This window comes from Candidatus Epulonipiscium viviparus, assembly GCF_030708075.1.
In the GTDB taxonomy this organism is placed as follows: Bacteria; Bacillota; Clostridia; order Lachnospirales; family Cellulosilyticaceae; genus Epulonipiscioides; species Epulonipiscioides viviparus.
The window spans coordinates 2,287,300-2,310,485 of record NZ_CP117982.1 but is presented as its reverse complement, the minus strand read 5'-3'; the positions used below and the strand labels follow the sequence as shown (position 1 = coordinate 2,310,485).

Annotated in this window: 24 protein-coding genes and 1 riboswitch; of the genes, 2 read left to right on the top strand and 22 right to left on the bottom strand. The window is 40.2% G+C overall.

All coding sequences use genetic code 11. From position 1 onward, the window contains the following. Positions 1-19: 19 nt before the first annotated feature. Positions 20-2,092: a molybdopterin oxidoreductase family protein gene (locus PCY70_RS09615; protein WP_305767191.1), complete on the bottom strand. Its 2,073-nt coding sequence runs from the start codon at positions 2,090-2,092 to the stop codon at positions 20-22. 175 nt (positions 2,093-2,267) lie between these two features. Between PCY70_RS09615 and mobA the strand changes: the two genes are divergently transcribed. Then, positions 2,268-2,834 carry a molybdenum cofactor guanylyltransferase gene (mobA, locus tag PCY70_RS09610; RefSeq protein ID WP_010167361.1) on the top strand — a complete coding sequence of 189 codons (567 nt, stop codon included), beginning with the start codon at positions 2,268-2,270 and terminating at the stop codon, positions 2,832-2,834. Positions 2,835-2,848: 14 nt separating this feature from the next. On the opposite strand, the gene PCY70_RS09605 is transcribed toward mobA, so the two are convergent. The 20 genes from PCY70_RS09605 to PCY70_RS09510 form a co-directional block, all read right to left on the bottom strand. Then, entirely contained in the window at positions 2,849-3,769 is a 921-nt protein-coding gene (locus tag PCY70_RS09605; protein WP_305767190.1) for an MOSC domain-containing protein, read from the bottom strand. 1 nt (position 3,770) lies between these two features. After that, complete coding sequence (gene moaA / locus PCY70_RS09600; protein ID WP_305767189.1) at positions 3,771-4,724, bottom strand: GTP 3',8-cyclase MoaA; 954 nt, start codon at positions 4,722-4,724, stop codon at positions 3,771-3,773. A 6-nt stretch (positions 4,725-4,730) separates the two neighbouring features. Then, complete coding sequence (mobB, locus tag PCY70_RS09595; protein WP_305767188.1) at positions 4,731-5,222, bottom strand: molybdopterin-guanine dinucleotide biosynthesis protein B; 492 nt, start codon at positions 5,220-5,222, stop codon at positions 4,731-4,733. Continuing rightward, positions 5,203-5,670 carry a cyclic pyranopterin monophosphate synthase MoaC gene (gene moaC, locus PCY70_RS09590; RefSeq protein ID WP_305767187.1) on the bottom strand — a complete coding sequence of 156 codons (468 nt, stop codon included), beginning with the start codon at positions 5,668-5,670 and terminating at the stop codon, positions 5,203-5,205. Before moaC ends, mobB begins: the two co-directional genes overlap by 20 nt. A 21-nt stretch (positions 5,671-5,691) precedes the next feature. Continuing rightward, the gene (locus tag PCY70_RS09585) at positions 5,692-6,885 is read right to left on the bottom strand and encodes a molybdopterin molybdotransferase MoeA (RefSeq protein WP_305767186.1); all 1,194 of its coding nucleotides are present in this window, start codon (positions 6,883-6,885) and stop codon (positions 5,692-5,694) included. A gap of 22 nt (positions 6,886-6,907) precedes the next feature. Continuing rightward, on the bottom strand, positions 6,908-7,924 hold the full coding sequence (locus PCY70_RS09580) for a molybdopterin-binding protein (protein ID WP_305767185.1): 1,017 nt from the start codon (positions 7,922-7,924) through the stop codon (positions 6,908-6,910). 95 nt (positions 7,925-8,019) lie between these two features. After that, complete coding sequence (locus PCY70_RS09575) at positions 8,020-9,063, bottom strand: galactose/methyl galactoside ABC transporter permease MglC (protein ID WP_305767184.1); 1,044 nt, start codon at positions 9,061-9,063, stop codon at positions 8,020-8,022. Positions 9,064-9,078: 15 nt separating this feature from the next. After that, complete coding sequence (locus tag PCY70_RS09570; protein ID WP_305767183.1) at positions 9,079-10,569, bottom strand: sugar ABC transporter ATP-binding protein; 1,491 nt, start codon at positions 10,567-10,569, stop codon at positions 9,079-9,081. Positions 10,570-10,638: 69 nt separating this feature from the next. Next, positions 10,639-11,709, bottom strand: a complete 1,071-nt coding sequence (locus tag PCY70_RS09565; RefSeq protein WP_305767182.1) for a galactose ABC transporter substrate-binding protein — start codon at positions 11,707-11,709, stop codon at positions 10,639-10,641. Positions 11,710-12,067: 358 nt separating this feature from the next. Further along, complete coding sequence (locus PCY70_RS09560) at positions 12,068-12,616, bottom strand: biotin transporter BioY (RefSeq protein ID WP_305767181.1); 549 nt, start codon at positions 12,614-12,616, stop codon at positions 12,068-12,070. A 108-nt stretch (positions 12,617-12,724) separates the two neighbouring features. Continuing rightward, positions 12,725-13,675, bottom strand: a complete 951-nt coding sequence (locus tag PCY70_RS09555; protein WP_305767180.1) for an AEC family transporter — start codon at positions 13,673-13,675, stop codon at positions 12,725-12,727. 61 nt (positions 13,676-13,736) lie between these two features. Further along, positions 13,737-14,225, bottom strand: a complete 489-nt coding sequence (locus tag PCY70_RS09550; protein ID WP_305767179.1) for a VOC family protein — start codon at positions 14,223-14,225, stop codon at positions 13,737-13,739. A gap of 96 nt (positions 14,226-14,321) precedes the next feature. Next, on the bottom strand, positions 14,322-14,912 hold the full coding sequence (gene thiT, locus PCY70_RS09545; protein ID WP_305767178.1) for an energy-coupled thiamine transporter ThiT: 591 nt from the start codon (positions 14,910-14,912) through the stop codon (positions 14,322-14,324). Positions 14,913-14,968: 56 nt separating this feature from the next. Beyond that, positions 14,969-15,057: riboswitch (TPP riboswitch) on the bottom strand. A 37-nt stretch (positions 15,058-15,094) separates the two neighbouring features. Then, positions 15,095-15,829: an ABC transporter ATP-binding protein gene (locus PCY70_RS09540; RefSeq protein WP_305767177.1), complete on the bottom strand. Its 735-nt coding sequence runs from the start codon at positions 15,827-15,829 to the stop codon at positions 15,095-15,097. 14 nt (positions 15,830-15,843) lie between these two features. After that, a complete protein-coding gene (locus PCY70_RS09535) occupies positions 15,844-16,575 on the bottom strand; it encodes an ABC transporter ATP-binding protein (RefSeq protein ID WP_416387542.1) in 732 nt (243 codons plus the stop codon). A 17-nt stretch (positions 16,576-16,592) separates the two neighbouring features. Further along, entirely contained in the window at positions 16,593-17,351 is a 759-nt protein-coding gene (locus tag PCY70_RS09530; protein ID WP_305767176.1) for an ABC transporter permease, read from the bottom strand. A gap of 1 nt (position 17,352) precedes the next feature. Next, positions 17,353-18,144: an ABC transporter permease gene (locus tag PCY70_RS09525; protein WP_305767175.1), complete on the bottom strand. Its 792-nt coding sequence runs from the start codon at positions 18,142-18,144 to the stop codon at positions 17,353-17,355. A 42-nt stretch (positions 18,145-18,186) separates the two neighbouring features. After that, positions 18,187-19,329 carry an ABC transporter substrate-binding protein gene (locus PCY70_RS09520; protein ID WP_305767174.1) on the bottom strand — a complete coding sequence of 381 codons (1,143 nt, stop codon included), beginning with the start codon at positions 19,327-19,329 and terminating at the stop codon, positions 18,187-18,189. A 57-nt stretch (positions 19,330-19,386) separates the two neighbouring features. Further along, complete coding sequence (locus tag PCY70_RS09515; protein ID WP_305767173.1) at positions 19,387-20,529, bottom strand: ABC transporter substrate-binding protein; 1,143 nt, start codon at positions 20,527-20,529, stop codon at positions 19,387-19,389. Between the two features lie 57 nt (positions 20,530-20,586). Further along, positions 20,587-21,687 carry an ABC transporter substrate-binding protein gene (locus tag PCY70_RS09510; RefSeq protein WP_305767172.1) on the bottom strand — a complete coding sequence of 367 codons (1,101 nt, stop codon included), beginning with the start codon at positions 21,685-21,687 and terminating at the stop codon, positions 20,587-20,589. On the opposite strand from PCY70_RS09510, the gene PCY70_RS09505 reads away from it, so the two are divergent. Continuing rightward, positions 21,641-22,186: a hypothetical protein gene (locus tag PCY70_RS09505; protein ID WP_305767171.1), complete on the top strand. Its 546-nt coding sequence runs from the start codon at positions 21,641-21,643 to the stop codon at positions 22,184-22,186. The two genes, PCY70_RS09510 and PCY70_RS09505, sit on opposite strands and share 47 nt — an antisense overlap. Here PCY70_RS09505 and PCY70_RS09500 read toward each other — a convergent pair. Continuing rightward, positions 22,183-23,184: a transketolase family protein gene (locus PCY70_RS09500; RefSeq protein ID WP_305767170.1), complete on the bottom strand. Its 1,002-nt coding sequence runs from the start codon at positions 23,182-23,184 to the stop codon at positions 22,183-22,185. The genes PCY70_RS09505 and PCY70_RS09500 overlap by 4 nt on opposite strands. Positions 23,185-23,186: the final 2 nt, after the last annotated feature.

Sequence of the window (23,186 nt, the reverse complement as noted above, 5' to 3'; positions counted from 1 at the left end):
AACTCCTTTCTATTCATTTCTATATCTTTGTAATAGCAATAGGCGTGGTCTTATATGAAGGTTCCTTTGAGAACGGATCATATAACGACGGCGTTAGCTTGTTGGTTTCTATATAATGAATTGGTGCGTATAGCTGATTAATTTTTACTGCGTCGCTGATCTTTGCTAAAAATTTAGCTGATTGGCCATTTATCGATGATACCAAAAATTTCTCATTATTAGCAATTCCGTATTTCGCTGCAAGATCTGGATGTATATATATATACGCCTCTTTGCTATACGAATCTTGTGCCAACGCAATCTCGCGCGAACGAACCTGTGTATGCCATTGTCCTACTGTATCTCTACCCGTATTTAACGTATACGGAAACTTTGCCGTGGTAGGAAGTGGATTATCTACAGGCTTGTCAAATATAAATCGCGCTTTTTTATTTGCAGTATAATATTGTCCATTTTCAAACAGTCTGCGTTCATCAGAATCTAGTACTGCCCCTTCTGGATAGGGCCATTGAATACCAGCAGAGCCCGCCAACGCCGCATAAGTAACACCCGTTATATCGCATGGCATGCCTGCAGAACATTGTTTCATGATTTCGAAGGCGTCCTTTGGAGTTTTCCAAAAGTCTAGCATTCTACCCATGCCCAACTCTCTACCTAGCTCGTAGAAAACTTCATAATCGGTTTTTTCATTCTCCGCTTTGTTAAGAACCGGAAGCATTACCGATAGACGTCTTTCCGTATTAATATATACTCCTGTTTTTTTGGTTCCCGGCACAACCGGAAGAAATACTCCTGCCTCTTTGGCTGTATCTGTATCATCATATAAATCTTGAACCACAAATAATTTGAGCTTTTTTATTGCTGCAGCAAACGTTTCGTTATTAGTCCAGGAATGACGCGGGTTAGTGGAGACAATCCATAGCGCCTTAATTTCTCCAGATGTAACTTTTTCCATGATTACATTGTATGGCAAAGTAGGCTTATCAATTAGCTGTTTATCCGTGATATTCAAGGCCTCACAAACGGCTCTTCGACGAGCTGCGTCGTCATACTCTCCTCCTCCATACAATCCTGCAGTATTACTAAACGCGCGAGACCCCATCGCATTACATTGCCCAGTAATCGAGTTTGCACCAGTTCCAGGTCGTCCTATATTTCCTGTCATAAGTGCCAGATTTATAATTGCTTGTGCGGTGCGAACCCCCTCGTAACTTTGGTTAACACCCATCGTCCACCAGAAGGATACATTCTTGCCATTCTGAATTAGCGATACCATATTCTCGATATCCGCAACAGCCAACCCAGTTTTCTCGGCCACCATCTCTATACTAAAATCTTTAACTATATCCTTAAATCCTTCAAAATTTTCTGTATGCTCTTCGATATATTTTTTGTCGATGGCATCTCTTTCGATTAACAAATTGGCTAATCCATAAAACAAATATATATCAGTTTTCGCATTTACCGCATAATGAAAATCCGCCTTCTCTGCAGTTTCCGAGCGTCTTGGATCAATCACCACCAGCTGCTTATGTGTATTGGTACGCAATCTATCCCACAAAATTGGATGAGCAACAACCGGATTAGCACCTATCAAGAAGATTACATCCGATAACTCGATGTCATTTAGCGTATATGGAGGCGCATCAAATCCAAAGCTTTGTTTATAAGCTACAACCGATGTTGCCATACACAATCTGGTATTTCCATCAACATTTCCTCGCAGAAAATTTCGAAACACGTGCGAACAAATTGCCATCTCCTCTAGCGGCAGTTGCCCCGTGCTAATAACTGCAATGCTGTCTCCTCCATATTCTTCCTTAATTCTCCATAACTTGTCTGTCAAGTATTTATAAGTTTCCTTCCATCCTTTTTCTTCCATTTGGCCATTTTCATTTCGAATCTTTGGTAGTGGAGACGGCTTAAAGACGTTATGTTGCTTTGCTATCATCAAGCCTTTTATACACGAAAACCCCTTATTTACCGGATAATCTTTGGTAGGCAAAACCTGAACAATCTTGTCACCCTCTACATGAAAATCTAAATTGCAAGCCAACGAACAAATATTGCAAGTTGATTGAGTTACTGTCATTAACAATCCTCCTTATATCTTTATTTATGCATCTTGCGAACACAATGACATGTCCTAATTCTATTATATGCTATATATCACACAATTATAAAACTCAAAAAGTTTTTTTACAGCATAAATTATTTTAATTTATCACGGTTAAAATAATAATAAAATCTACAAAGGAGAAATATTTATGTACAACAATTTATCAAACTTAATTTTAATGGGAGGTCGCAACACGCGAATGAACGGCTTTAATAAGGGGTTTCTAACGGTAGATCAAACCACATTTGTAGATTCTATCGCCTCAAAATTGGCAGTAATTGCACCGGTCTATGTTTCTGTTAACTCATTGGCTACAAATTTAGCCTACAATTTGATAGAGGATGAATACAAAAATATCGGTCCAATTGGTGGCATATATAGCGGGCTCAAACAATTAGAAACGGAGTATGTTTTTGTCACCGCTTGCGATATGCCTCTTGTTAGTGCCCAAGTAGCGCAGCTGCTGTACGACGCAATTACGCCAGCAGCCCCAGCCGTTGTTTTTCAAGATAATTCTAGACGACTATATCCCCTGGGCGCTATTTATTCTAAGCGCTTACTTCCTGCAATAGAAAAACAGATTGCCGCCAAAAATTATCGCCTATATAGTCTATTTTCTGATGCAACAATAGTTGATTTACCCGATGCGCAAGTTGCTTCCCTCACCAATATCAACACTCCAGCAGACCTGCAAAAATTTATAGCATCACGCTAAACCTCCGCTACCTATTATGCTTCACCACAATTTTTTACAGACCCTTTGAGGATTGCTATCCCATGAGGAAGCGTGGCGATGATGGCCATCAAATTTTCTCTGACAGCCTTTACACTGCCGGGTACATTAACAATAATTGTCAATCCTCTAATGCCCGCAACCGCTCGGCTTAACATCGCCTTTGGAGTAACTTGCAAACTCTCTGCTCTCATCGCCTCTGTAATTCCAGGAGCTTGGCGCTCAATCACTGCAAGCGTTGCTTCTGGCGTTACATCCCTAACCGAAAAACCAGTCCCCCCGGTTGTTATAATTAGATCCACCTTTGTTTCGTCACACCATTTTTTTAACTGGGCACTAATTAACGCTATTTCATCTGCAACAACAACTTTGTCGACAACCTTAAATCCTTCATATTCTACAATTTCTCTAACGGCCTCACCACTCATATCTGCACGCTCATTTCTCGAGCAAGCATCGCTGGCTGTTAAAATCGCAACTGTGAGCGGCTTATATTCTACTATCTCATCGCCCACTGCAACTGTCCCGCTTTCAATAACTTTAGCAAACACTCCCTCGGTTGGCATAATGCATTCTCCCGTTTGATCAAAAATTTCACAACGGGTATGACATTCCTTGCCATACTGAGTGATTTCTAATATCGCATTGTTAATTTTAAATAATGTCCCCACGCGATATTGCTTAAAGTCAATTCCCTCAGTTATAACGTTCTCGCCAAAGTCTCCTGCAGATATATTAATGCCCTTTCGTTTAAACTCTTCTATTTTAGCAACATCAAGTAGGCTAACTTGTCTATGCCAATCACCTGCATGTGCATCATTTTTGATTCCGTAGTCTTCTACAAATTCTACTTCTGCAACCGAAGTTTTTTTTGTTCCACGATTTTCGCTTATACATAAATTAACAATTTTGCCCATTTTAACCTCCTATTTGCACCATCATTTTAGATTCATTAGAAATACCTTCCAATAAATGATGTTTTATAGGTTTATTATATATAGTGTTACGAATTTCTTCAAGTATCTCTATATCAGATAATGCAAATAATTTGTACACATCAAGTCCTTGACCAAAATGTAGGCAAGGTTTTAGAAATCCATCTGCAGTTAATCTGATCCTATTACATTTGTCGCAAAAGCAATCACTCAACGCATTGATAAATCCGAGAGCAATTCCCAAGCTCTCTATCCAAAAGTATTTAGCCGGCCCATTGCCAATCTGCTTTTCGTATGCTACCAACTCTCCGTATTTCGATGCGATTACATCCTTCACCTGATCCGCTCCAACACCTTCAAAGATCGTTCCGCAACCTATGGGCATCAGCTCGATAAACCGAATCGCAACTCCCGCCTTGGCTGCAAATTCGATAAGGGGTACAATTTCAGAATCATTGGTACCTTTTATAAGGAGAGAATTAATTTTCGTTGGTACAACTTTTGCCGAAGCCTCCACAGCTTGCATTACCTTATTTACTGCCGCAACTCCTGTCAATGCCTCAAACGTTGCCCCGTCAATCGCATCCAAGCTCACATTTATTGCAGTCACCCCGGCCGCAATCAGCGTCGTTAACTTTTGCTCTAACAATAGCCCGTTGGTTGTTAGGGTCACTTCAACCATCCCTGCAGAACGCAATCGTTTGACAATATTTGCCAAATCTGATCTAATCAACGGCTCACCACCAGTCAATTTTACCTTAGTAATGCCCAGTGTGACAAAGATGTTGGCTACACGTTCAATCTCATCTATAGTCAAATACTTGGCTTCAAATTTATCTGCCCCAACGCAATAAACACATTTTAAATTGCATCGATTCGTCACAGAAAGTCTCAAATAATTAATAACTCGTTGCTCTTTGTCTATCAGATCTATCACCTCGTTTTATATAAATTTTCTGATATATTTTAGTACAGCGTTCACATCGTTGCGATCTATAATAGGTGTGTTCGCGGCGTTTGTGGCAACCGAAGCTGGAGCTGCAATTGCGATTACATTCGCTGTGCATATAGCTTTAGCATGATTGCTCACCACTTCGATTTTTGGCAAACTACTATGCTTCATTCCTTCTACAATGACCAAATCCATGTCCGCATAATATTTTAGCAAGTCTTCAAACGCTACCGTTTCATCGAGATTCCTCACGAGCATCAGCTTTGTTGCAGAATAAACCATAACAGCATCGGCGCCTGCCATCTTTATTTTATGACTGTCTGTTCCCGGATGGTCTGCGGCAAATTCGTGCCCATCATGCTTTATTACACCAACTTTATATCCCTCCGACGCAAGCGCTGCCACAATTTTTGCGATTAACGTTGTTTTGCCAGAATTTTTTATACCACTTATTGCAATAACATTAGGCTTTGTAGTTTCCACTTTTTCCACCCTGCTTTTCTACTAAAAATATATCTCCTATTTTCATAGCTTTATCAACAGCTTTGCACATATCGTAAATCGTCAGTAATGCAACACTGACCCCAGTTAACGCTTCCATCTCAACTCCCGTTTTACCCGATATTTTTACCGTGCACAAGGCTGTTATTGCTAACGCGGCAGCATCAAATTCAAAGTCGATCGCAACTTTTGATATTAACAGCGGATGACACATCGGTATCAGCTCCGCCGTCTTTTTGGTGCCCATTATCCCAGCAACTCGCGCAACATTCAATACGTCTCCTTTTTCAATACGATTTGTTGTTATCGCATCGTAGACAGCCGAGTTTGTATAGATTGTTCCCTGCGCGACAGCCACTCGATTCGTCTCTGTTTTTGCCGAAACATCAACCATAACGGCATTTCCCTTCTCATCAAAGTGTGTAAACATCGAATCTTCCTCCCAATTATATTATAGCAATATCACATTTACTCTATCTCCCGCTACCAACGATTTTGTTCCTTCCGCGATCTCGACCAACCCATTACAGACGCTCATCGTATATAGCGAACCGCCAGAATGATTATCGGGTAAGCAAACTCGCCCATCTGCGTATATTGCTCTTACGAACCGTCTCTTTGTCGTCTTCTTGGGAAACGTATTGGCCATTATTGCCGTTGCAGTAGTTGTGTTTAGGCTCGGGTCATGTGCAGCATGTGCAATTACTGGGCGAACCAATAATTCGAAATTAACAAGACTCGCAAATGGGTTACCAGAGAGCCCTATAAGCAATACGTTCCTCAATTTTGCCGCCAACACGGGAGTTCCCGGCTGAATTTTGACTTTCCAGAACAATTGCGTGGCTCCCATTTTCTCAAATGCCGCCGGCATAATATCTCGCTCACCTACCGAAACTCCGCCAGTTGTTACGATAATATCAACGCTATCTGCTACTGCGACCAACGCCGCGGCAACTGCCTCTTCATCGTCTACAATATTTTCTAGAACCGTTACTTCGGCCCCCAAATCTTTTAGCCTTGCTTCGATCATATACCTATTGCTATTATAAATTTTGCCAGCAGCAAGAGGCTCCCCTACATCGGCAAGCTCACTCCCGGTACATAATAAAGCAACGCGAACTCGCTTGTAAACTGCAACTTTGGCTATCCCCACGCTTGCTAATACACCTACTTTGATTGCGTTTAACTTTTCGTTCTTTGTAATAATTGTGGATCCAGTATTAATATCCTCGCCCGCATAGCAAAAATTTTTGAATGCAGTAAGCTCTTCATATATTTCAACAACATCATTTTTATAGTTCGTATCTTCTTGGCGAATTACACAGTCGCATCCCGCCGGAATTGGTGCGCCCGTCATAATCTTTGCGGCTTCCCCAGATCGAATTGTTCCTTCATAAGCATCGCCCGCATAGATTGTTGTCACCACGCGGAGCTGTTTTGGATTTTCGGCCGTTGCCCCCACACTATCTGTTGCCATGAAAGCATAGCCATCCAATGGAGAACGATTAAACGGCGGAATTGCCATGGGGGCCGCGACTGCCACTGATGCAATGCGTTTATTTGACCGGGATATTGGACATGTCTCCTCCGCTGTCTCTGTGGTGTTTGCTAATAACGTGGTGATTGCATCTTCTAACTCTAGCATAATTAAATTCCATCCTTTGTCTTTATTTTCCAAATGCGCAGCTGGGGTAATTGCATGTGCTGCAGCTATTACAAAAGCCGCCATGACCTAAAATCGCAAGATCCAATTTGGTTAGCCTTTCATCGATCATAATTCTTGGCAACACTAAATCAAAAATCGTAGCTTTGGAATACATAACGCATCCCGGAAGCCCTAAAATCGGTTTGCCATCTAAATAGCTTAACAAAAACATGGCTCCTGGCAAAACGGGAGCTCCGTACGAAATAACTTCTGCGCCAACCTCGCGAATTGCACTGGGGGTTACATCATCGGGATCCACACTCATTCCGCCAGTACACACAACCATATCTGCGCCCATCTCTATATACGCTTTTATTGCCGAAACTATGTCAGCAACCTTATCGTCTGTAATAGTTTGTCCTAATATTTCACATCCAAAAGGCGCCAACTTTTCTCGAATTACAGGACCAAATTTATCTGTAATTCTACCCTTAAAAATTTCGCTACCGGTTGTAACTATCCCGACTTTCTTCCTATTAAAAGGGATTAGATTTAGCAGTGGCGTTTCTCCAACCATTTTTGCTAGGCTTTCCATTTTGTCTTTTGCAATAGCAAGAGGAATGACGCGCATTCCAGCCAACTTTTCGCCTTGCTTTACGAAGCGATTAGAATGAATGGTTGCGATCATAATTTCTTCTACCAGATTGAGATTTAGTAGTCTGGTGGTATCCACTTTTAGGCAGCCGTCGCGAGTTGCTATTGCTTCGATTTTGCCTTCCTTTACTTCTGATTTGGCGATACCTTCGTTGTGACAAAAGCCGTATAAAATCTCTGCAGCATCGTTTTCGTGCATCATGGTTTCATCGGCTTCCCACACATAAATATTTTCCTTGCCAAGAGACAGAAGCACTGGAACATCTTCTGCGGCTATCACGTGCCCTTTTCGAAAGATGGCCTGTTTGGTAACATCTTGTATTATTTGCGTAATGTCGTGGCACAAAATACTTCCCACTGCCTCTGCAACTGGAATCTTCTTCACTGCGATCCCTCCACCCTTTGTAATTTTAGGAGTAGTATACACTATTCTTGTTGGCGATGCAAGGATCTTTATTATGTAGAGAACAATTCTGCGGTCTATTTCTTAACTAAATATTTTCTCATATCCAGAGCGCAGGCAAACAAAATGATTCCGCCTTTAATGAGATATTGGAGATTTTGGTCCACGCTGGTCATTTGAAGACCTATAAATATTAGACGCAACATCAAGACGCCGATGATCACTCCTCGTACCTTTCCGATACCTCCCACAAACGATACCCCGCCGATTACGCAAGCCGCAATGGCATCGAGCTCGTAGTTCAATCCTGTATTTGCTGTATTGGATCCGATGCGTGCACCTTCAACAAATCCTGTAAATCCATACATAGCCCCAGCGAGTGCAAATACTAAAATCGTGGTCATAAATACGTTCACACCCGACACCTTTGCTGCCTCTTCATTTGACCCTAGTGCAAACATATTTTTACCAAACGTCGTTTTGTTCCATATAAACCAGATGATCGCTGTAATGATTAACGCAAAAATTACATAATTTGGAATTGGCACCCCTGCTATTTTCATAAACGGCAAACTACCTTTAACAAATGTTGTGTATGACTTATCTAGATTCGAAATCGCCATCCCGCGATTTGACCCTTGTTGTACGTATAACAATAAAACCGAATACAGAATTAACTGTGTACCCAGCGTTACGATAAATGGATGAACTTTAAACTTGGCAATAAAGAATCCGTTGAATGCTCCGATCACGGCACATAATAGCATGACCGCAGGAATCACGATCCATATAGGCAGCGTTCCGATACCTTCCCACATTTTATTTCCTGTTCCGACTGCTTGCAATAACGATGCTGATACGCAGGCAGAGAGCCCTACCATTCTCCCGGCAGAAAGGTCTGTCCCAGCAAGCACAATGCACCCCGCTATCCCCAATGCGGCCGGCAGATACGCGGCTGTTTGCGATACGATATTTATAATAGACGGCCACTTTAGAAAGTTTTCGTTTGACACTGCAATATATATGATCGCAATTCCCATTAATATGAACAACGCATTATTTAGCAGAAAATCAGCAACTTGCTTCCTCGATATATTTTTTACTTCTTTTACATTTACCATAACTTTATCTCCTTTTTACACATACTTGCTTGCTAGAGTCATAATTTCTTCCTGAGTTGTGTTCTTCGCATCCACTGTTCCAGCAACGCGCCCTCCAGACATCACCAAAATCCTATCGCATACGCCCAAAAGCTCTGGCATCTCAGACGAAATCATAATGACTCCCTTTCCTTCGTCTGCAAGCTCCATAATCAATTGGTAAATTTCGAATTTGGCACCTACATCGATACCGCGAGTTGGCTCATCTAGAAGCAATACTTCGGGTTTGGTAAGAAGCCATCTACCCAGAATCACTTTTTGCTGATTGCCACCCGATAGCGAACGAATTTTGGTGGACTGACTAGGCGTCTTGATGCGCATCGAATCTATGGACCATTGCGTGTCGGCCTTCATTTTCTTTTCGTCCAGCGAAATCTTTGCTTTGCGATAGTTTTTGAGGTTTGCAATGACAGTATTTTCTTTGATGCTTAAAATTCCAAAAATCCCGGTTGCTCGTCTTTCTTCTGTGATTAACGCAAAGCCATTTTTGATAGCATCTTGTGGAGTTTTATTCTCAATTTTTTTGCCGTGCAGAGTAATTTCTCCTTTAGATTTTGTCATATACCCAAATAAATTTTCAACTAGCTCGGTTCGACCAGACCCATCTAATCCTGCAACTCCTAAAATTTCTCCCTTTTTTAAATCAAATGTTGCGTCGACTAGCTTCGTATATTTTCCCGCCATTCCTGCGACTTCTAAGATTACATCTGCAGGTTTGTTGGTTTTTTCTGGAAAACGATTGGTAAGCTCTCGACCCACCATCAATTTGATGATTTCATCCATAGTAACTTCTTTTGCGTCCTTCGTTGCCACCCACGCCCCGTCACGCATAATAGTTATTGCATCACTGATTTTTAAGATTTCTTCCATTTTATGGCTTATATAAATTATGCCGCAGCCTTTGGCCTTAAGCATATTGATGATTCTAAATAGGTGCCCCACTTCTTTTTCTGTTAAAGATGATGTCGGCTCATCAAATACAATAATTTTGGATTCGTATGAAACTGCCTTTGCAATTTCAACCATTTGCCTCTGCGAAACCGACATTTTGGACATGATTTTTTTGGGATCCACATCTACTCCAATTAACTCAAACAGCTCCTTAGAACGCTTTAGCATTTCTTTTTGATTTACCATCAACCCTTTATATGTTGGGTATCTCCCTATCCACAAATTGTCCATTACACTTCTTGACAGTGCCTGATTTAATTCTTGATGCACCATCGCCACACCATTTTCTAGTGCTTCCTTAGAGTTTTTGAAATTGATCTCATTTCCGTTTAGCAAAATGGTTCCGCTGTCGGGTTTATACATTCCAAATAAACACTTCATCAATGTCGACTTCCCTGCGCCATTCTCACCCATCAGCGCGTGAACGGTTCCGGGCTCTACTACCAACGAAACGTTATCGAGAGCTTTGACTCCCGGAAATTGTTTGTTCATATTTTGCATCTCTAGCAATGCCATACTATCCCTCCCATCAAAATTTAAGATGCCCAATCGATATAATCAGGCACCTACAGTTTTATATGCGTATTATTGTGCAGCAGAATAAATACTATATGGCACACGAATTTTATCTACAGTTGCATCTACATTATATTCTTCGGTATGAGCCATCAAGTCTTCGCCATTCATCACGTTTTTGGCTAGGTGAGTTACAGCCGCGGCCATTGCCTGCGCATCTTGCATTACGGTGCCCGTCATTTTTCCTTCTGCTATAAGCTGCTTTGCCGAATCTGTTGCATCAACGCCATATACCGGAATCGACTTGCCAGAGCCTGTATTAAATCCTACGTTATGGAGAGCCGAAATCGCCCCTTCTGCCATTCCGTCGTTGTTGGCGATTACCAGCTCAATCATATTGCCATTAGCTTCGGAGTATTCTGCCAATATTACATTCATATAATCTGTTGCGGCTTGAGCGGACCAATTTCCACCTTGATCTACTAAATATTTGGCGGTATTTTTGTCGTCGTAGAAAGCAAGCTTCGGCTTTCCTGCAGCTACCAATTGCGCATCGGTATCTTCTACAGAATATTTTGTACGTCCATCGGCTTCGACGTTTCCTTCTTGTCCCTTAAACATTACGTATGAAATTTCTCCATCGCCATTTAGATCCACTAAATCGTAGTTATCCAGTAGGTATTCGCCTATCATAGCTCCTTGAAGATGCCCGGCTTCTGTCGAGCTCGTTCCTATATATGCAGAGTTGTCGTAACTGAGAATTACATCGTCGGTAACTTCTCGGTTGAAGAAAATTACTGGAATACCCGCAGCTTTAGCAATCTCTGCAATATCGATAGATGTGATTTCTACTGGATTTACGATTAGCAAATCCACCTGATTCGCGATCGCAGTATTAATCTGGTCCATTTGCGTCGCTTGGTTTCCAGAAGCGTCATAGTTTTGAAAGTTCATTCCCAAATCTTCTAGCATATCGTCCATATTGGCACGAACTGTGGATATGTAAATATCAGAGAAATTGTAGTAAAACACCCCGGCCTTGATGCCATCCTCTGTCGAATTGTTTGTATCTGATGCGCATCCTGTCAATGTTGCAAACGACATAACTCCTAACGCAATACCTTTTAATACTTTATTCATAAACTGCCTCCTTGTTGTAAAAAATGATCAAAATATAGTTACTTCGTTGGTCTTTTGCATTATTATGTGACCTCTATAAAATTCAGTATAGCATGCTACACCAAAAAAGTATAGATACATTTACAAAAAATATTAATAATTTATGTCTATGTTTTTAAAAATTTTATATTACAAAAACAAACATTAATTGTATTCCCCACAACTTTTAATTGTTTGCTTAATGAAAGAATTAAAAAATAGAATCGAATTTACTGGCATCATGCCATGCAAATGATAACGTTCAGTTATCATCTTACAAATTATTTTAAGCAAAAAAATAGACCATAGAACTTATTGCTCTACGGTCTACCCTTTTTATTTATTCTGTTATTTTGTTGTTTAACAATCCATTTTTGAGTAAAATTTGATGAATTTGCTTACCTACTATAATAGCAATACCCGTAAATACAATATCCTTAATTAAGAATACGCCTCCTCCGGTTCCTGAACTTATAGCTGCAAGCCAGCTCATATCCAAAACATATTTCAATTGAATTGTCCCCACTATGTAGGAGACGGCAAGACCCAAATAGGCTCCTATTGTTGTATAAATCATATTGTTTTTCTTAGCAAATGTTCCCACGATAAAAGCAGACGCTATAAACGAATATAAATACCCGCCTGTTGGCCCAATTAACGCCTGGAGCCCACCGCTAAAGCCTGCAAATACAGGAGCCCCCACAGCACCTATCAATACGTATACTGTTAATGCTAATGTAGAAAGCTTTCGAGGCAACATAACTCCTAAAAGAACTACTCCAAAAAGTTGAAATGTTAGTGGTACGTTTGGAATTGGAATCGAAATTTGTGCAAACACAGCCATCAACGCCGCTCCAAGACCTACCATAGTAATTTGTTTAGTAGACATTATATAACTCCTATCTATTTTTAGACTTTTACTTTACGTGAATAAAGTATAGCAGATAACATCTGTTAAGTCAATAAATGCACTCTAAATAGCATAACCTATATTTTCCTACAATATCGCTGGCGGAATCAATATAGATAATATTATCAAGAGTATTATGCTTATTATGGTCGAAATACCTATCGCACCGTTGATTATCTCCACTTCCTCATCGCTCACAACCCCTTCTACAAATAATGTTAGTGTAAACATCAGTGGAAGTGCCAAAAACGCATAAAACGATAAGTCCACAACTAAGCTAGGTTCTATTAACGGATCTATAATCAAAAATTTAAATAGCAATCCCAAAACTCCGACAACCAAAAATCTTACAAATACAAATTTCAGACTCGCTTTTAGATTATCTACTTTGAACGCTAATCCATATCCCAATGCAATAAGCAATAGTGGTGTCGCAACAGAAGAGAGCATCGTGATTGCACTTAAGATTCCACTTCCTATTGGGTTTGCCTCCAAAATTTCTACTACACCAAAGATATTTAGCATCATTCCCGCCACTAATGCTATAATAAAGGGAGATGTTAGCAGATTTTTAAACGTTGCGATTGTGATTTTGGTGCCTTTGGTATCTAAATGAAACAACGGGTAATATATCGTCCATATGAAAAATTCATGACCTATCCCCAGCAATGCGAAGGTTGCTAGATGCTCTGCTCCGTATATAATAGTAAATAGCGACATCCCAACTAGCATGAATGCCGTACCAGAGCATACATATGGATTGAGCGTATTATGTAATGGAGGAATTAGGTTTAATAGCTTTCCGCCTAATAAAAATACACATAGCATAATGTAGCTTAAGGCTATTATCAAAAACGTTTGGGCTTCGATCTCCATTAATAACGTCATATTTATAATTGTGGCCGGTGTACAGATGTTTAGCAAAAATCTTTTAATTTCAGCGATAGTGTGGTGTGAAAAATATTGTGAACGCCTACACCACATGCCTAGGCCAATTAAAAGTATCATTGGTAATATCGGACTCAAAATTGATAGCATTTGTCAACTCCTTTATATAAAAAGTCCCTCCAATAGTTTGGAGGGATCAAAAGTGTGGTTTTTAGTCGATAGTTTCCCACAATTGTCTGTTTAATATCTCAGACACGTATCCTAATTCTTTTGTAGTATCAAAATATGCCCAAATTTTGCCAGTATTTGGCCCAACTGCAGAGCCATATTGCGGACAATCAACACCCATCTCCTTAAAAGCTTTCATAGTTTCGTTAATAGAATCTACTTCAAATTTTAGGTGATGAAGACCTTCGCCATGTTCATTTAGATAATCTCTCCACAAACTTTCACCTTCTAAAGGTTGAATAAGTTCTATTTCTGTATTACCCATTCTCATAAAGCAAAATCTAGCAGTAAACCAAGTTTTTTTGCCTTTATACATCAGTTGGATATCGTCTTTATTAACATTTTCCGGAGGAAATAGATTGATTCGATATTCGTCAATTTTAAATATTTTTTCCATCTTAGCAATCGTCTCTTCGATGTTGTTAACAATGACCCCCACGTGCATATAATCTTCAAACTTAATAACAGACATATTTAATCCTCATTTCACAAAATTATATTTTACTATACGCATTTTTTAGTATAGCAGCTTTGGTAAAAATTTGCAAGTCCAAGGATAGAAATAATCTTATTTTTTTAACTGCTTAATAATTAGAGGTATTGGCAATGCCACGAGTATAGCGCAGGTAATGATTCCTTCTACCAATGATACTGGTCCATTATAAAAGAAAGAATATATCCATGGATTTTCTGTTCCGGCATATTCTTTGAAATATGTTGCTCCCACTATGAAATGTAACAAAAATCGTAAAAATTGCGCTATTGCACTCCCTAGTAATATTTTTATCTTTGTGTCTTTGCCAAACAAGCAGGCAATGGCGACGATCATCGGTGACATAATATATTCAAGTAAAAATTGTACCGGTGTCAGTATATACATAGAATTCATAATCTTAAGTAATCCGTATACCAACCCCGTGGTCATCCCCGCTCCTGCCCCGTAAATATACGCCGCTAACATAATTGGCATCATCGGCGCGAGGCTCACGCCACCATCTTGTGGCAATCTAATAAATGTAATCATTGATAATGCAAAACTCAATGCGGCACACAATGCCATTACCACAATTTTTTTTATATCCCACGTTTCTTTTCGTATTTTATAGATATAAAATCCTATAAACACAGCAAATACTATTCCTCCTACTACATCCAACATTTTCAATCCTCCTAATTTTTAAGATAAAAAAAAGCTACACCTTATATAGGCATAGCTTGGCACAAAGTTAGCTTCCCTACGCTGGCATTATCCAGTTCAAGTATTGAGGGTATATCTCAGCACAATGGCACCCCTAGCTTTTTTCTATTTTACTCTACAATTCAAAATATTGCAATAGTATTTTACCACCATTTAATTTGATTTGTGATATATTCTCGTGTTTGAACAAATTTAGGGTCTGTAAAATCTCGCGGATGCGGTAGATCAATTTCTACCACTTCTTTAATAGTTGTCGGTTTGTTCGATAGAATCAATACCTTTTCAGCAAGGTAAACTGCCTCTTCAACATTGTGAGTAATAAACACAACCGTGGTTCCCAGTTCTTTCCAGATTTTTAACACTTCATCTTCTAGGTAGTATCTCATCTTAATATCCATTTGCCCATACGGTTCATCCATCAATAGCAGATCTGGGTGCAATGCAAATGCTCTGCCGATCACTACTCTTTGCTCACAACTTACGGATAGCTCCCGCGGATATTGCTTCCTAAATTTTTCGAGCCCCAGCAATGCGATGATGTTATCGGTACGCTCTTTAATAATTCCTTTTGGTAGTTTCTTGATTTTTAATCCAAATTTGATATTCTCTTCGACGGTTAGCCATGGTATTGCCGATGCTTCTTGAAATGCAAATGCTAGATTATGCTTTTTGGGATCTGCAGGCTCTCCATCTATATATAAATCTCCCGAAGTGGGTGTGTATATTCTAGTTAGCAAATTTAAAAATGTGGTCTTTCCGCAACCTGTTGGCCCAACAACTACTACAAACTCACCTTTCTTTATAGAAAAGTTTAGGTCTTTTAGAACTTGCAACTCACCAAACGATTTAGATAATCCTTTTACTTGTATTTTGTCCATTTTACCCCCTCCTTCTATAAAGCCAAATCTGTGTTATCTGAAATTTTCTTACGCAACTGCAAAAATTCCATGCTCGTCATATTTCGTGGTCTCGGTAAATCGATGTTATAAATTTCCTTAATCTGTGCCGGACATTTTGTCAACAGTAATATACGGTCACCCAAATATGCTGCTTCTTCTATATTATTGGTAACAAAAATTACAGTCCTCTTCTCTTGCTGCCACACCCTCGCGAGTTCTTCTTCCATATTATACCTGGTTTGCGCATCTAATTGCCCAAATGGCTCATCCATAATCATAATTTCTGGTTCATTTGTATACGCACGAGCAATCCCTACTCGTTGTTTCATTCCTCCAGATAGTTGATACGGAAAACTTTTTTCAAATCCGGTTAACCCCACTAAGTCTATATATTTTTGAGCACGTTCTCTTCTTGTTGCCTTGGCTTCGCCACGCAATTTTGGTCCCAGCTCCACATTCTCCATAACAGTCTTCCAAGGCATTAGTCCCAATTTTTGAAAAATCATGCTAAACTTATTGCCCATCTTTTCTTTCGTCATAATGTCGCCTTCTAGATATACATTGCCCGAATCAGGGCTTAGCAGATTCATTATCATATTTAACAATACTGTTTTTCCGCAATATCCAGGACCCAAAATAACTAAAAATTCATTCTCTCTCACTTCAAACGAAATATCTTTTACTACAATATTTTCATCGTCTTTGCTAGGAAATTTTTTTGTGATATTTTCAACTTTTAAAATTACTCCATTCTGTATGCCCACGGACAAACCACCCTTTCTAGTTTTTCTATTACAGCTGATAGCAACGCACCTACAATGCCAATAGCAACCATTCCAACCATTATTAGTGGTACATCAAAATACTCCATCCCTCGAGTAATCAAAAATCCTACTCCTTCTTTTGCCCCTATCATTTCTGCTGCCAACACTACCATCCAGCCCACGCCAATAGCATTTCGGATCCCTGCCATTATCGACGGCAATGCTGATGGTATTGCTATCTCTGTTAGCAGCTGTCTATCACTAGCGTTAAACGACTCCGCAACATCAAGTAACGCGCTATCCACCATTCGAATTCCAGTGTATGTATTGATAACTATAGGCATTAACGTTCCAATAAATACCATTACTACTTTCGAAAGCTCTCCGATTCCAAACCACATAACAATAATCGGTAGCCACGCAATCGGCGGTATCGGTCTAATTAATTCAAATAATACTCCAATTGTTTTCTTCGCATAATAATTCCAGCCAATCAATATTCCCATTACGATTCCCACTACTCCAGAAATCAGTAATGCAATGAGCACTCGTCGTAAACTGGCCCAAATGTGTCCAAACAAATTATATCCCGACACAGGTTTCTCAAATAACAATATCATCCTGTCTATTACCGCTATCGGAGAGGGAATCAACTCAGCATTAAATAGAGACGCGATAAACCATACTATAATAAACGCCGCAACAGACCCTACAGAATATAGACTTAATTTTTTCATTTTAATCCACCTTCCATTTCATCACATGCTTTTCGAGTTTTTCAAATCCCCAGGTAATAACGAATCCTAACAAACCAATCGTCACCATTCCCAAGACGATAATATCAATTCTCTGATACTGCCTACCCATCGTAATCATATATCCCAATCCTGCATTGGCAGCCAGAAGCTCTGCTGCAACCAAAGTAGACCACGCATTCCCAAGGGCAATTCTCACTCCTGCAAAAATCATAGGAATCGATGACGGCACTCCTATCCTTAAGAAAGTTTCAAAATCTGTTGCCCCAAACGTTTTGGCCATATTAATCAGCACTGGAGACGTTTGCCTGATGCCTGCTTGAGAGTTTAATACACATGGGATAAATGCAGAAACGAATATAATACATATCTTTGCAAAGTCGCCTACCCCAATCCACAATATCGTTAACGGAATCCAAGCAATTGGCGGAATCGGTCTAAATAGTTCAAAAATAGGTTTAACCACCATATCCACTTTTTTGTACCAACCCATTAACAATCCCAGAGGGGTTCCAATAAATATCCCCATAAATAATCCTGATAATGAAATTTTTAAGCTTTGCAAAATATTCTCTTGCAGAGTTGCTCCGTCTGGTGCGGTATCATGCAATTTTACCAGAAAAGTCGAAAATACTTCTATCGGTGTTGCCATTTTGTTATGAGGAATTATTCCTACCATAATCGAGATTTGCCACACAAATAAAAAGCCTAAAACTACAATTATGGGCAATAAAATTTCAGCGAATATCGATTTTGGTTGATTTTTTCTATTCATACAAGTAATCATTCCTTTCTTATCTTATCTTATTTTGTCTTATTATTTTGCTACTAACTTATCAATTACAGATGAATCAAAATACTGCGGCTCCAAAAATGTTGCAATATCTTTTTCTCGATAACTACCTTGCTCTACATAAAATTCCAACGGCAATACATTATACTCGACAAGTTTTGAAAATTCGCCCGCATCACTTGGTGTATGAAACATCTCGACGTTCTCTTCTAATGTTAATAGCTTTTGATATTTTAAATGCGCTGATACTTCATCATACTCACTGCTAATGCCATTCGAATCATTCCATTCCAGAAACCAGTCAGTTGCAAGGCTGAGGTTTTCGTCGCTAGCATACATCCAGTCTACTGCCGCGAAATATAGCTCCATCCACTTTTCGATTACAGGCATTTTCTCGGGGTCCGCCACCACATCTCCTGGTGCGGCAAAGCATGCCATCAGTGTTACATCTACATCTTCGGCGGTCATTATCGGTGTTGCTTGTTCGTTAATATCTCCATATGGATAATTATGCCAAAGCCCACCAATATCGCATTTTCCTGCACGAAGCGCTGTATTAACATTTTGCACATCCATATGAGTTATTTTAATATCATCAGTGCTTAGGCCCAATTTTGCTAGCCCCACCCCCAACATATAGTGAAGCGTACTGCCCACTGGCAAATATACGTCTTTGCCTCTCCAATCATCTGCAGTACCATAAACTCCTGGAATTTGTGCGCCTTCCCCTGCCGCAACCATCTCGCTATCGTTTGGCGAATAGATTTGTAACGTGTGATAGTCTCTAGCAATTGCTCCTAAATTGACAAACCCCTGTCCAATCGTTCCAGCTAATACTCCACCTAATCCATATGCACCGGCATCGCAGTCTCCCGAAACCATCGCCTCTACCAAAATTGGTCCTGTACTAAATACTATTATTTCCGCATCAATATTAGCGTGTTCATATCCACCCAGTTTTTCTATCAAATAACTTGAGAATCCATGCGTACTTCCCGAAAGTACTCCAACGTTAAACTCAACATTTTCAGCCAACGGTTCCACATCTGCAAATGCCTCCAATGTATACTTGTTTATAGCGCCAGTCTCTGTAACATTTGATCCATAACACCCCGTAATTCCTGTCGCCAATGTTGCAAATCCTAATAATAATGCAAACTTTTTCATTTTCCAATATCCTCCATTTTGATTCTGCTAAAATACAGCGTGCGCCATTTTTAATTATTACTTCGCTGCCAACTTATCAATTACAGATGAATCAAAATACTGCGGCTCCAAAAATGTTGCAATATCTTTTTCTCGATAACTACCTTGATCTACATAAAATTCCAACGGCAATACATTATACTCGACAAGTTTTGAAAATTCACCCACATCACTTTGCGTATTAAACATTTCGATATTCTCTTCCAATGTGTATGGTTTTTGATACTTTAGATGCGCTTCTATTTCAAAACGCTCACTGTCAACTCCTTGTGAATCATTCCAATCCAGAAACCAGTCAGTTGCAAGACTGAGATTCTCATCATTGGCGTACATCCAGTCTACTGCTGCGAAGTATAGCTCCATCCACTTTTCTACTGCAGACATCTTAGCCGCATCAGATACCACGCTTTTAGGTGCAGAAAAACATGTTACCAATGTTACATCTACATCTTCGGCTTTCATTATCGCCGTTGCTGTTTCGTTTATATCGCCATATGGATAGTTGGTCCAAAGCCCACCAATATTACAATGTCCGCTGCGAAGCGCAGAATTTACTTGTTGCACATCCATATGAGTTATTTTGATATCATCCATACTTAAACCCAATTTTGCTAGCCCCACCCCCAACATATAGTGAAGCGTACTACCCACTGGCAAATATACGTCTTTGCCTCTCCAATCATCTGCCGTACCATAAACCCCAGGAATTTGTGCGCCCTCTCCTGCCGCAACCATCTCGCTGTCGTTTGGTGAATAAAGTTGTAACGCTTGATAGTCTCTAGATCCTGCTCCAAAATTGATAAACCCCTGTCCAATCGTTCCCGCAAGAGTTCCGCCCAATCCATATAGTCCCGCATCGCAGTCTCCCGCAACCATTGTTTCTACCAACAGTGCTCCCGTATCAAATACAATTATTTCTGCATCAACATTAGAATGCTCATAGCCACCCAATTTTTGTATCAGATAACTTACAAATCCATGTGTGCTCCCTGTAAGTGCTCCAACGTTAAACTCAACATTTTCAGCCAACGGTTCCACATCTGCAAATGCCTCCAATGTATACTTGTTTATAGCGCCAGTCTCTGTAACATTTGATCCATAACACCCCGTAATTCCTGTCGCCAATGTTGCAAATCCTAATAATAATGCAAACTTTTTCATTTTCCAATATCCTCCATTTTGATTCTGCTAAAATACAGCGTGCGCCATTTTTAATTATTACTTCGCTGCCAACTTATCAATTACAGATGAATCAAAATACTGAGGCTCCAAAAATGTTTCAATATCTTTTTCTCGATAACTACCTTGCTCTACATAAAATTCCAACGGCAATACATTATACTCGACAAGTTTTGAAAATTCGCCCGCATCACTTTGCGTATTAAACATTTCGATATTCTCTTCCAATGTGTATGGTTTTTGATACTTTAGATGCGCTTCTATTTCAAAACGCTCACTACTAATTCCGTTCGAATCATTCCATTCCAAAAACCAGTCCGTTGCAAGATCGAGGTTCTCGTCACTAGCATACATCCAATCTACTGCTGCGAAGTATAGCTCCATCCACTTTTCTACTGCAGACATCTTAGCCGCATCAGAGACCACACTTTTAGGTGCAGAAAAACATGTTACCAATGTTACATCTACATCTTCGGCTTTCATTATCGCCGTTGCCTTCTCATTAATATCGCCATATGGATAGCTGTTCCAAAGCCCGCCAATGTCACATTTTCCTGCACGAAGAGCCGTGTTCACATTCGGAACATCCATGTGAGTTATTTTAATATCGTCGGTACTTAGACCTAATTCCTCTAACCCAACGCTTAGCATATAGTGAAGTGTACTGCCCACTGGTAAATATATATCTTTACCTCTCCAATCTTCTGCCGTACCATAAACTCCTGGAATTTGTGCGCCTTCACCTGCAGCAACCATCTCGCCGTCGTTTGGGGAATAAATTTGTAACGCTTGATAATCTCTAGATCCTGCTCCAAAATTAACAAATCCCTGTCCAATCGTTCCTGCCAGAGTTCCGCCCAATCCATATAGTCCCGCATCGCAATCTCCAGAAACCATCGCTTCTACCAAAATTGGTCCAGTGCCAAATACAATCACTTCAGCGTCCATATTCGAATGCTCATAGCCGCCCAACTTTTCTATCAAGTAATTTGAAAATCCGTGCGTACTTCCCGCAAGAGACCCGACATTAAACTCAACACTTTCAGCCAATGGCTCGACATCGGCAAATGCTTCTAATGTATACTCGCTTATAGTGCTAACATCTGCATCAGCTGAGCCCGAGCACCCTATAAGTCCCACCGCTGTAATTCCTAATAATAATACAAAATTTCTCATTTTCATTTTTGTATCCTCCTATTTTTATTTTGTTAGAACGCAATTCCAACTTATCTCAATTTCATTTCAAGCAATTTATAAATCTGTATGTAGTTCAATTGTCATAGCACCCAACTCGGCGGCTACCGCTAATTCTTATGCATCTAGCTCGGCAGCTACCACAAATTTTCATGCATCTAGCTCGGCGGCTACCGCAAATTCTTATACATCTAGCTCGGCAGCTACCACAAGTTCTCATGCTCCCAACTCGGCAGCTACCGCTAATTCTTATGCATCTAGCTCGGCAGCTACCACAAATTTTCATGCATCTAGCTCGGCAGCTACCGCTAATTTTTATGCATCTAGCTCGGCAGCTACCGCTAATTTTCATGCATCTAGCTCGGCAGCTACCGCTAATTTTTATGCATCTAGCTCTGCGGCTACCGCAAATTTTCATGCATCTAGCTCGGCGGCTACCGCTTAAACTCCTAATGCTCTCGTCGCATCGTTTTCTAATTCAAAATGGAACGCCTCTAACATATCTTCTGTGATACCCAAGTCTCTGCCTACCACCTCGTTTACTTTTTTTACTAACGCCATCGCATCAAGGCCGTAGCGTTTCATTAGATACAGCTTGGAGCCGCCGTGCATATACTCGTCTTGGATCCCTACTTTAAATAGCTTTTTACCAACGCCGTGCTCTGCCATCATGTCTGCAACAATGGAGCCTAATCCACCCAAAACATTGTGGTTTTCCATTGTGATAATTCCATATTTTGCCTTTTTGATTGCCTCTAGGACTTCCTGATCTTCAAATGGCTTGAGGCAAGTTATATGTCTATGGTGCACGCTGATGCCGGCTTTCTTAATCGAGTCGACCGCTCTCATAGCTTCTTCGGTGCACACTCCAGAGGATAGAATTACCACGTCTTCACCGTCTGATAACATTCTGGATTTGTTTAGTTCCATAGGTGTGTTAAATAATCTAGGAACCTCTCCTCTGAGAACTCGAATATAAACTGGCCCGTTGATTTGTTCTTGTAACTGAAAGAAGCTTTCTACATCTGTCGCATCGCCACATTCTAATACTGTCATATTTGGAACGGCCCTCATAACCGCAATGTCATCTAAAGCCTGGTGCGTTGCCCCCGCAGGAGAGGTGACTCCCGGAACGGATCCTACCAATCGAACTTTAACATTTGGATGCGCGATTGATAGATGAACCATATCTAACGAACGCCTGTAGATGAATACCGCGAAGGTGTGTACAAACGGCACGAAGCCTTCTAGCGCCATCCCACCTGCAAATGAGTGCATATTCTGTTCTGCTATCCCCATTGAGTAAAATCTATCTGGATATTTTTCCCAAAACTCTCTAACTTCGCACCCTCCGCTTAGGTCCGCAGAAAACGCAATAACTTCTGGCTTGTCTTTTCCATACTCTGCAAATGCATTGTCATATACTTTAATAACTCTTTCCATTA

Bases quoted from the DNA above. Each gene is read 5' to 3' on its own strand.
- mobA (WP_010167361.1), top strand. From the start codon at position 2,268: ATGTACAACAATTTATCAAACTTAATTTTAATGGGAGGTCGCAACACG.
- PCY70_RS09540 (WP_305767177.1), bottom strand. From the start codon at position 15,829: ATGGACAAAATACAAGTAAAAGGATTATCTAAATCGTTTGGTGAGTTG.
- PCY70_RS09570 (WP_305767183.1), bottom strand. From the start codon at position 10,569: ATGGCATTGCTAGAGATGCAAAATATGAACAAACAATTTCCGGGAGTC.
- PCY70_RS09525 (WP_305767175.1), bottom strand. From the start codon at position 18,144: ATGAATAGAAAAAATCAACCAAAATCGATATTCGCTGAAATTTTATTG.
- PCY70_RS09530 (WP_305767176.1), bottom strand. From the start codon at position 17,351: ATGAAAAAATTAAGTCTATATTCTGTAGGGTCTGTTGCGGCGTTTATT.
- PCY70_RS09550 (WP_305767179.1), bottom strand. From the start codon at position 14,225: ATGTCTGTTATTAAGTTTGAAGATTATATGCACGTGGGGGTCATTGTT.
- PCY70_RS09565 (WP_305767182.1), bottom strand. From the start codon at position 11,709: ATGAATAAAGTATTAAAAGGTATTGCGTTAGGAGTTATGTCGTTTGCA.
- PCY70_RS09555 (WP_305767180.1), bottom strand. From the start codon at position 13,675: ATGCTATCAATTTTGAGTCCGATATTACCAATGATACTTTTAATTGGC.
- PCY70_RS09575 (WP_305767184.1), bottom strand. From the start codon at position 9,063: ATGGTAAATGTAAAAGAAGTAAAAAATATATCGAGGAAGCAAGTTGCT.
- PCY70_RS09615 (WP_305767191.1), bottom strand. From the start codon at position 2,092: ATGACAGTAACTCAATCAACTTGCAATATTTGTTCGTTGGCTTGCAAT.
- PCY70_RS09520 (WP_305767174.1), bottom strand. From the start codon at position 19,329: ATGAAAAAGTTTGCATTATTATTAGGATTTGCAACATTGGCGACAGGA.
- PCY70_RS09605 (WP_305767190.1), bottom strand. From the start codon at position 3,769: ATGGGCAAAATTGTTAATTTATGTATAAGCGAAAATCGTGGAACAAAA.
- moaC (WP_305767187.1), bottom strand. From the start codon at position 5,670: ATGTTTACACACTTTGATGAGAAGGGAAATGCCGTTATGGTTGATGTT.
- thiT (WP_305767178.1), bottom strand. From the start codon at position 14,912: ATGTTGGATGTAGTAGGAGGAATAGTATTTGCTGTGTTTATAGGATTT.
- PCY70_RS09585 (WP_305767186.1), bottom strand. From the start codon at position 6,885: ATGCTAGAGTTAGAAGATGCAATCACCACGTTATTAGCAAACACCACA.
- PCY70_RS09560 (WP_305767181.1), bottom strand. From the start codon at position 12,616: ATGTCTACTAAACAAATTACTATGGTAGGTCTTGGAGCGGCGTTGATG.
- PCY70_RS09500 (WP_305767170.1), bottom strand. From the start codon at position 23,184: ATGGAAAGAGTTATTAAAGTATATGACAATGCATTTGCAGAGTATGGA.
- PCY70_RS09515 (WP_305767173.1), bottom strand. From the start codon at position 20,529: ATGAAAAAGTTTGCATTATTATTAGGATTTGCAACATTGGCGACAGGA.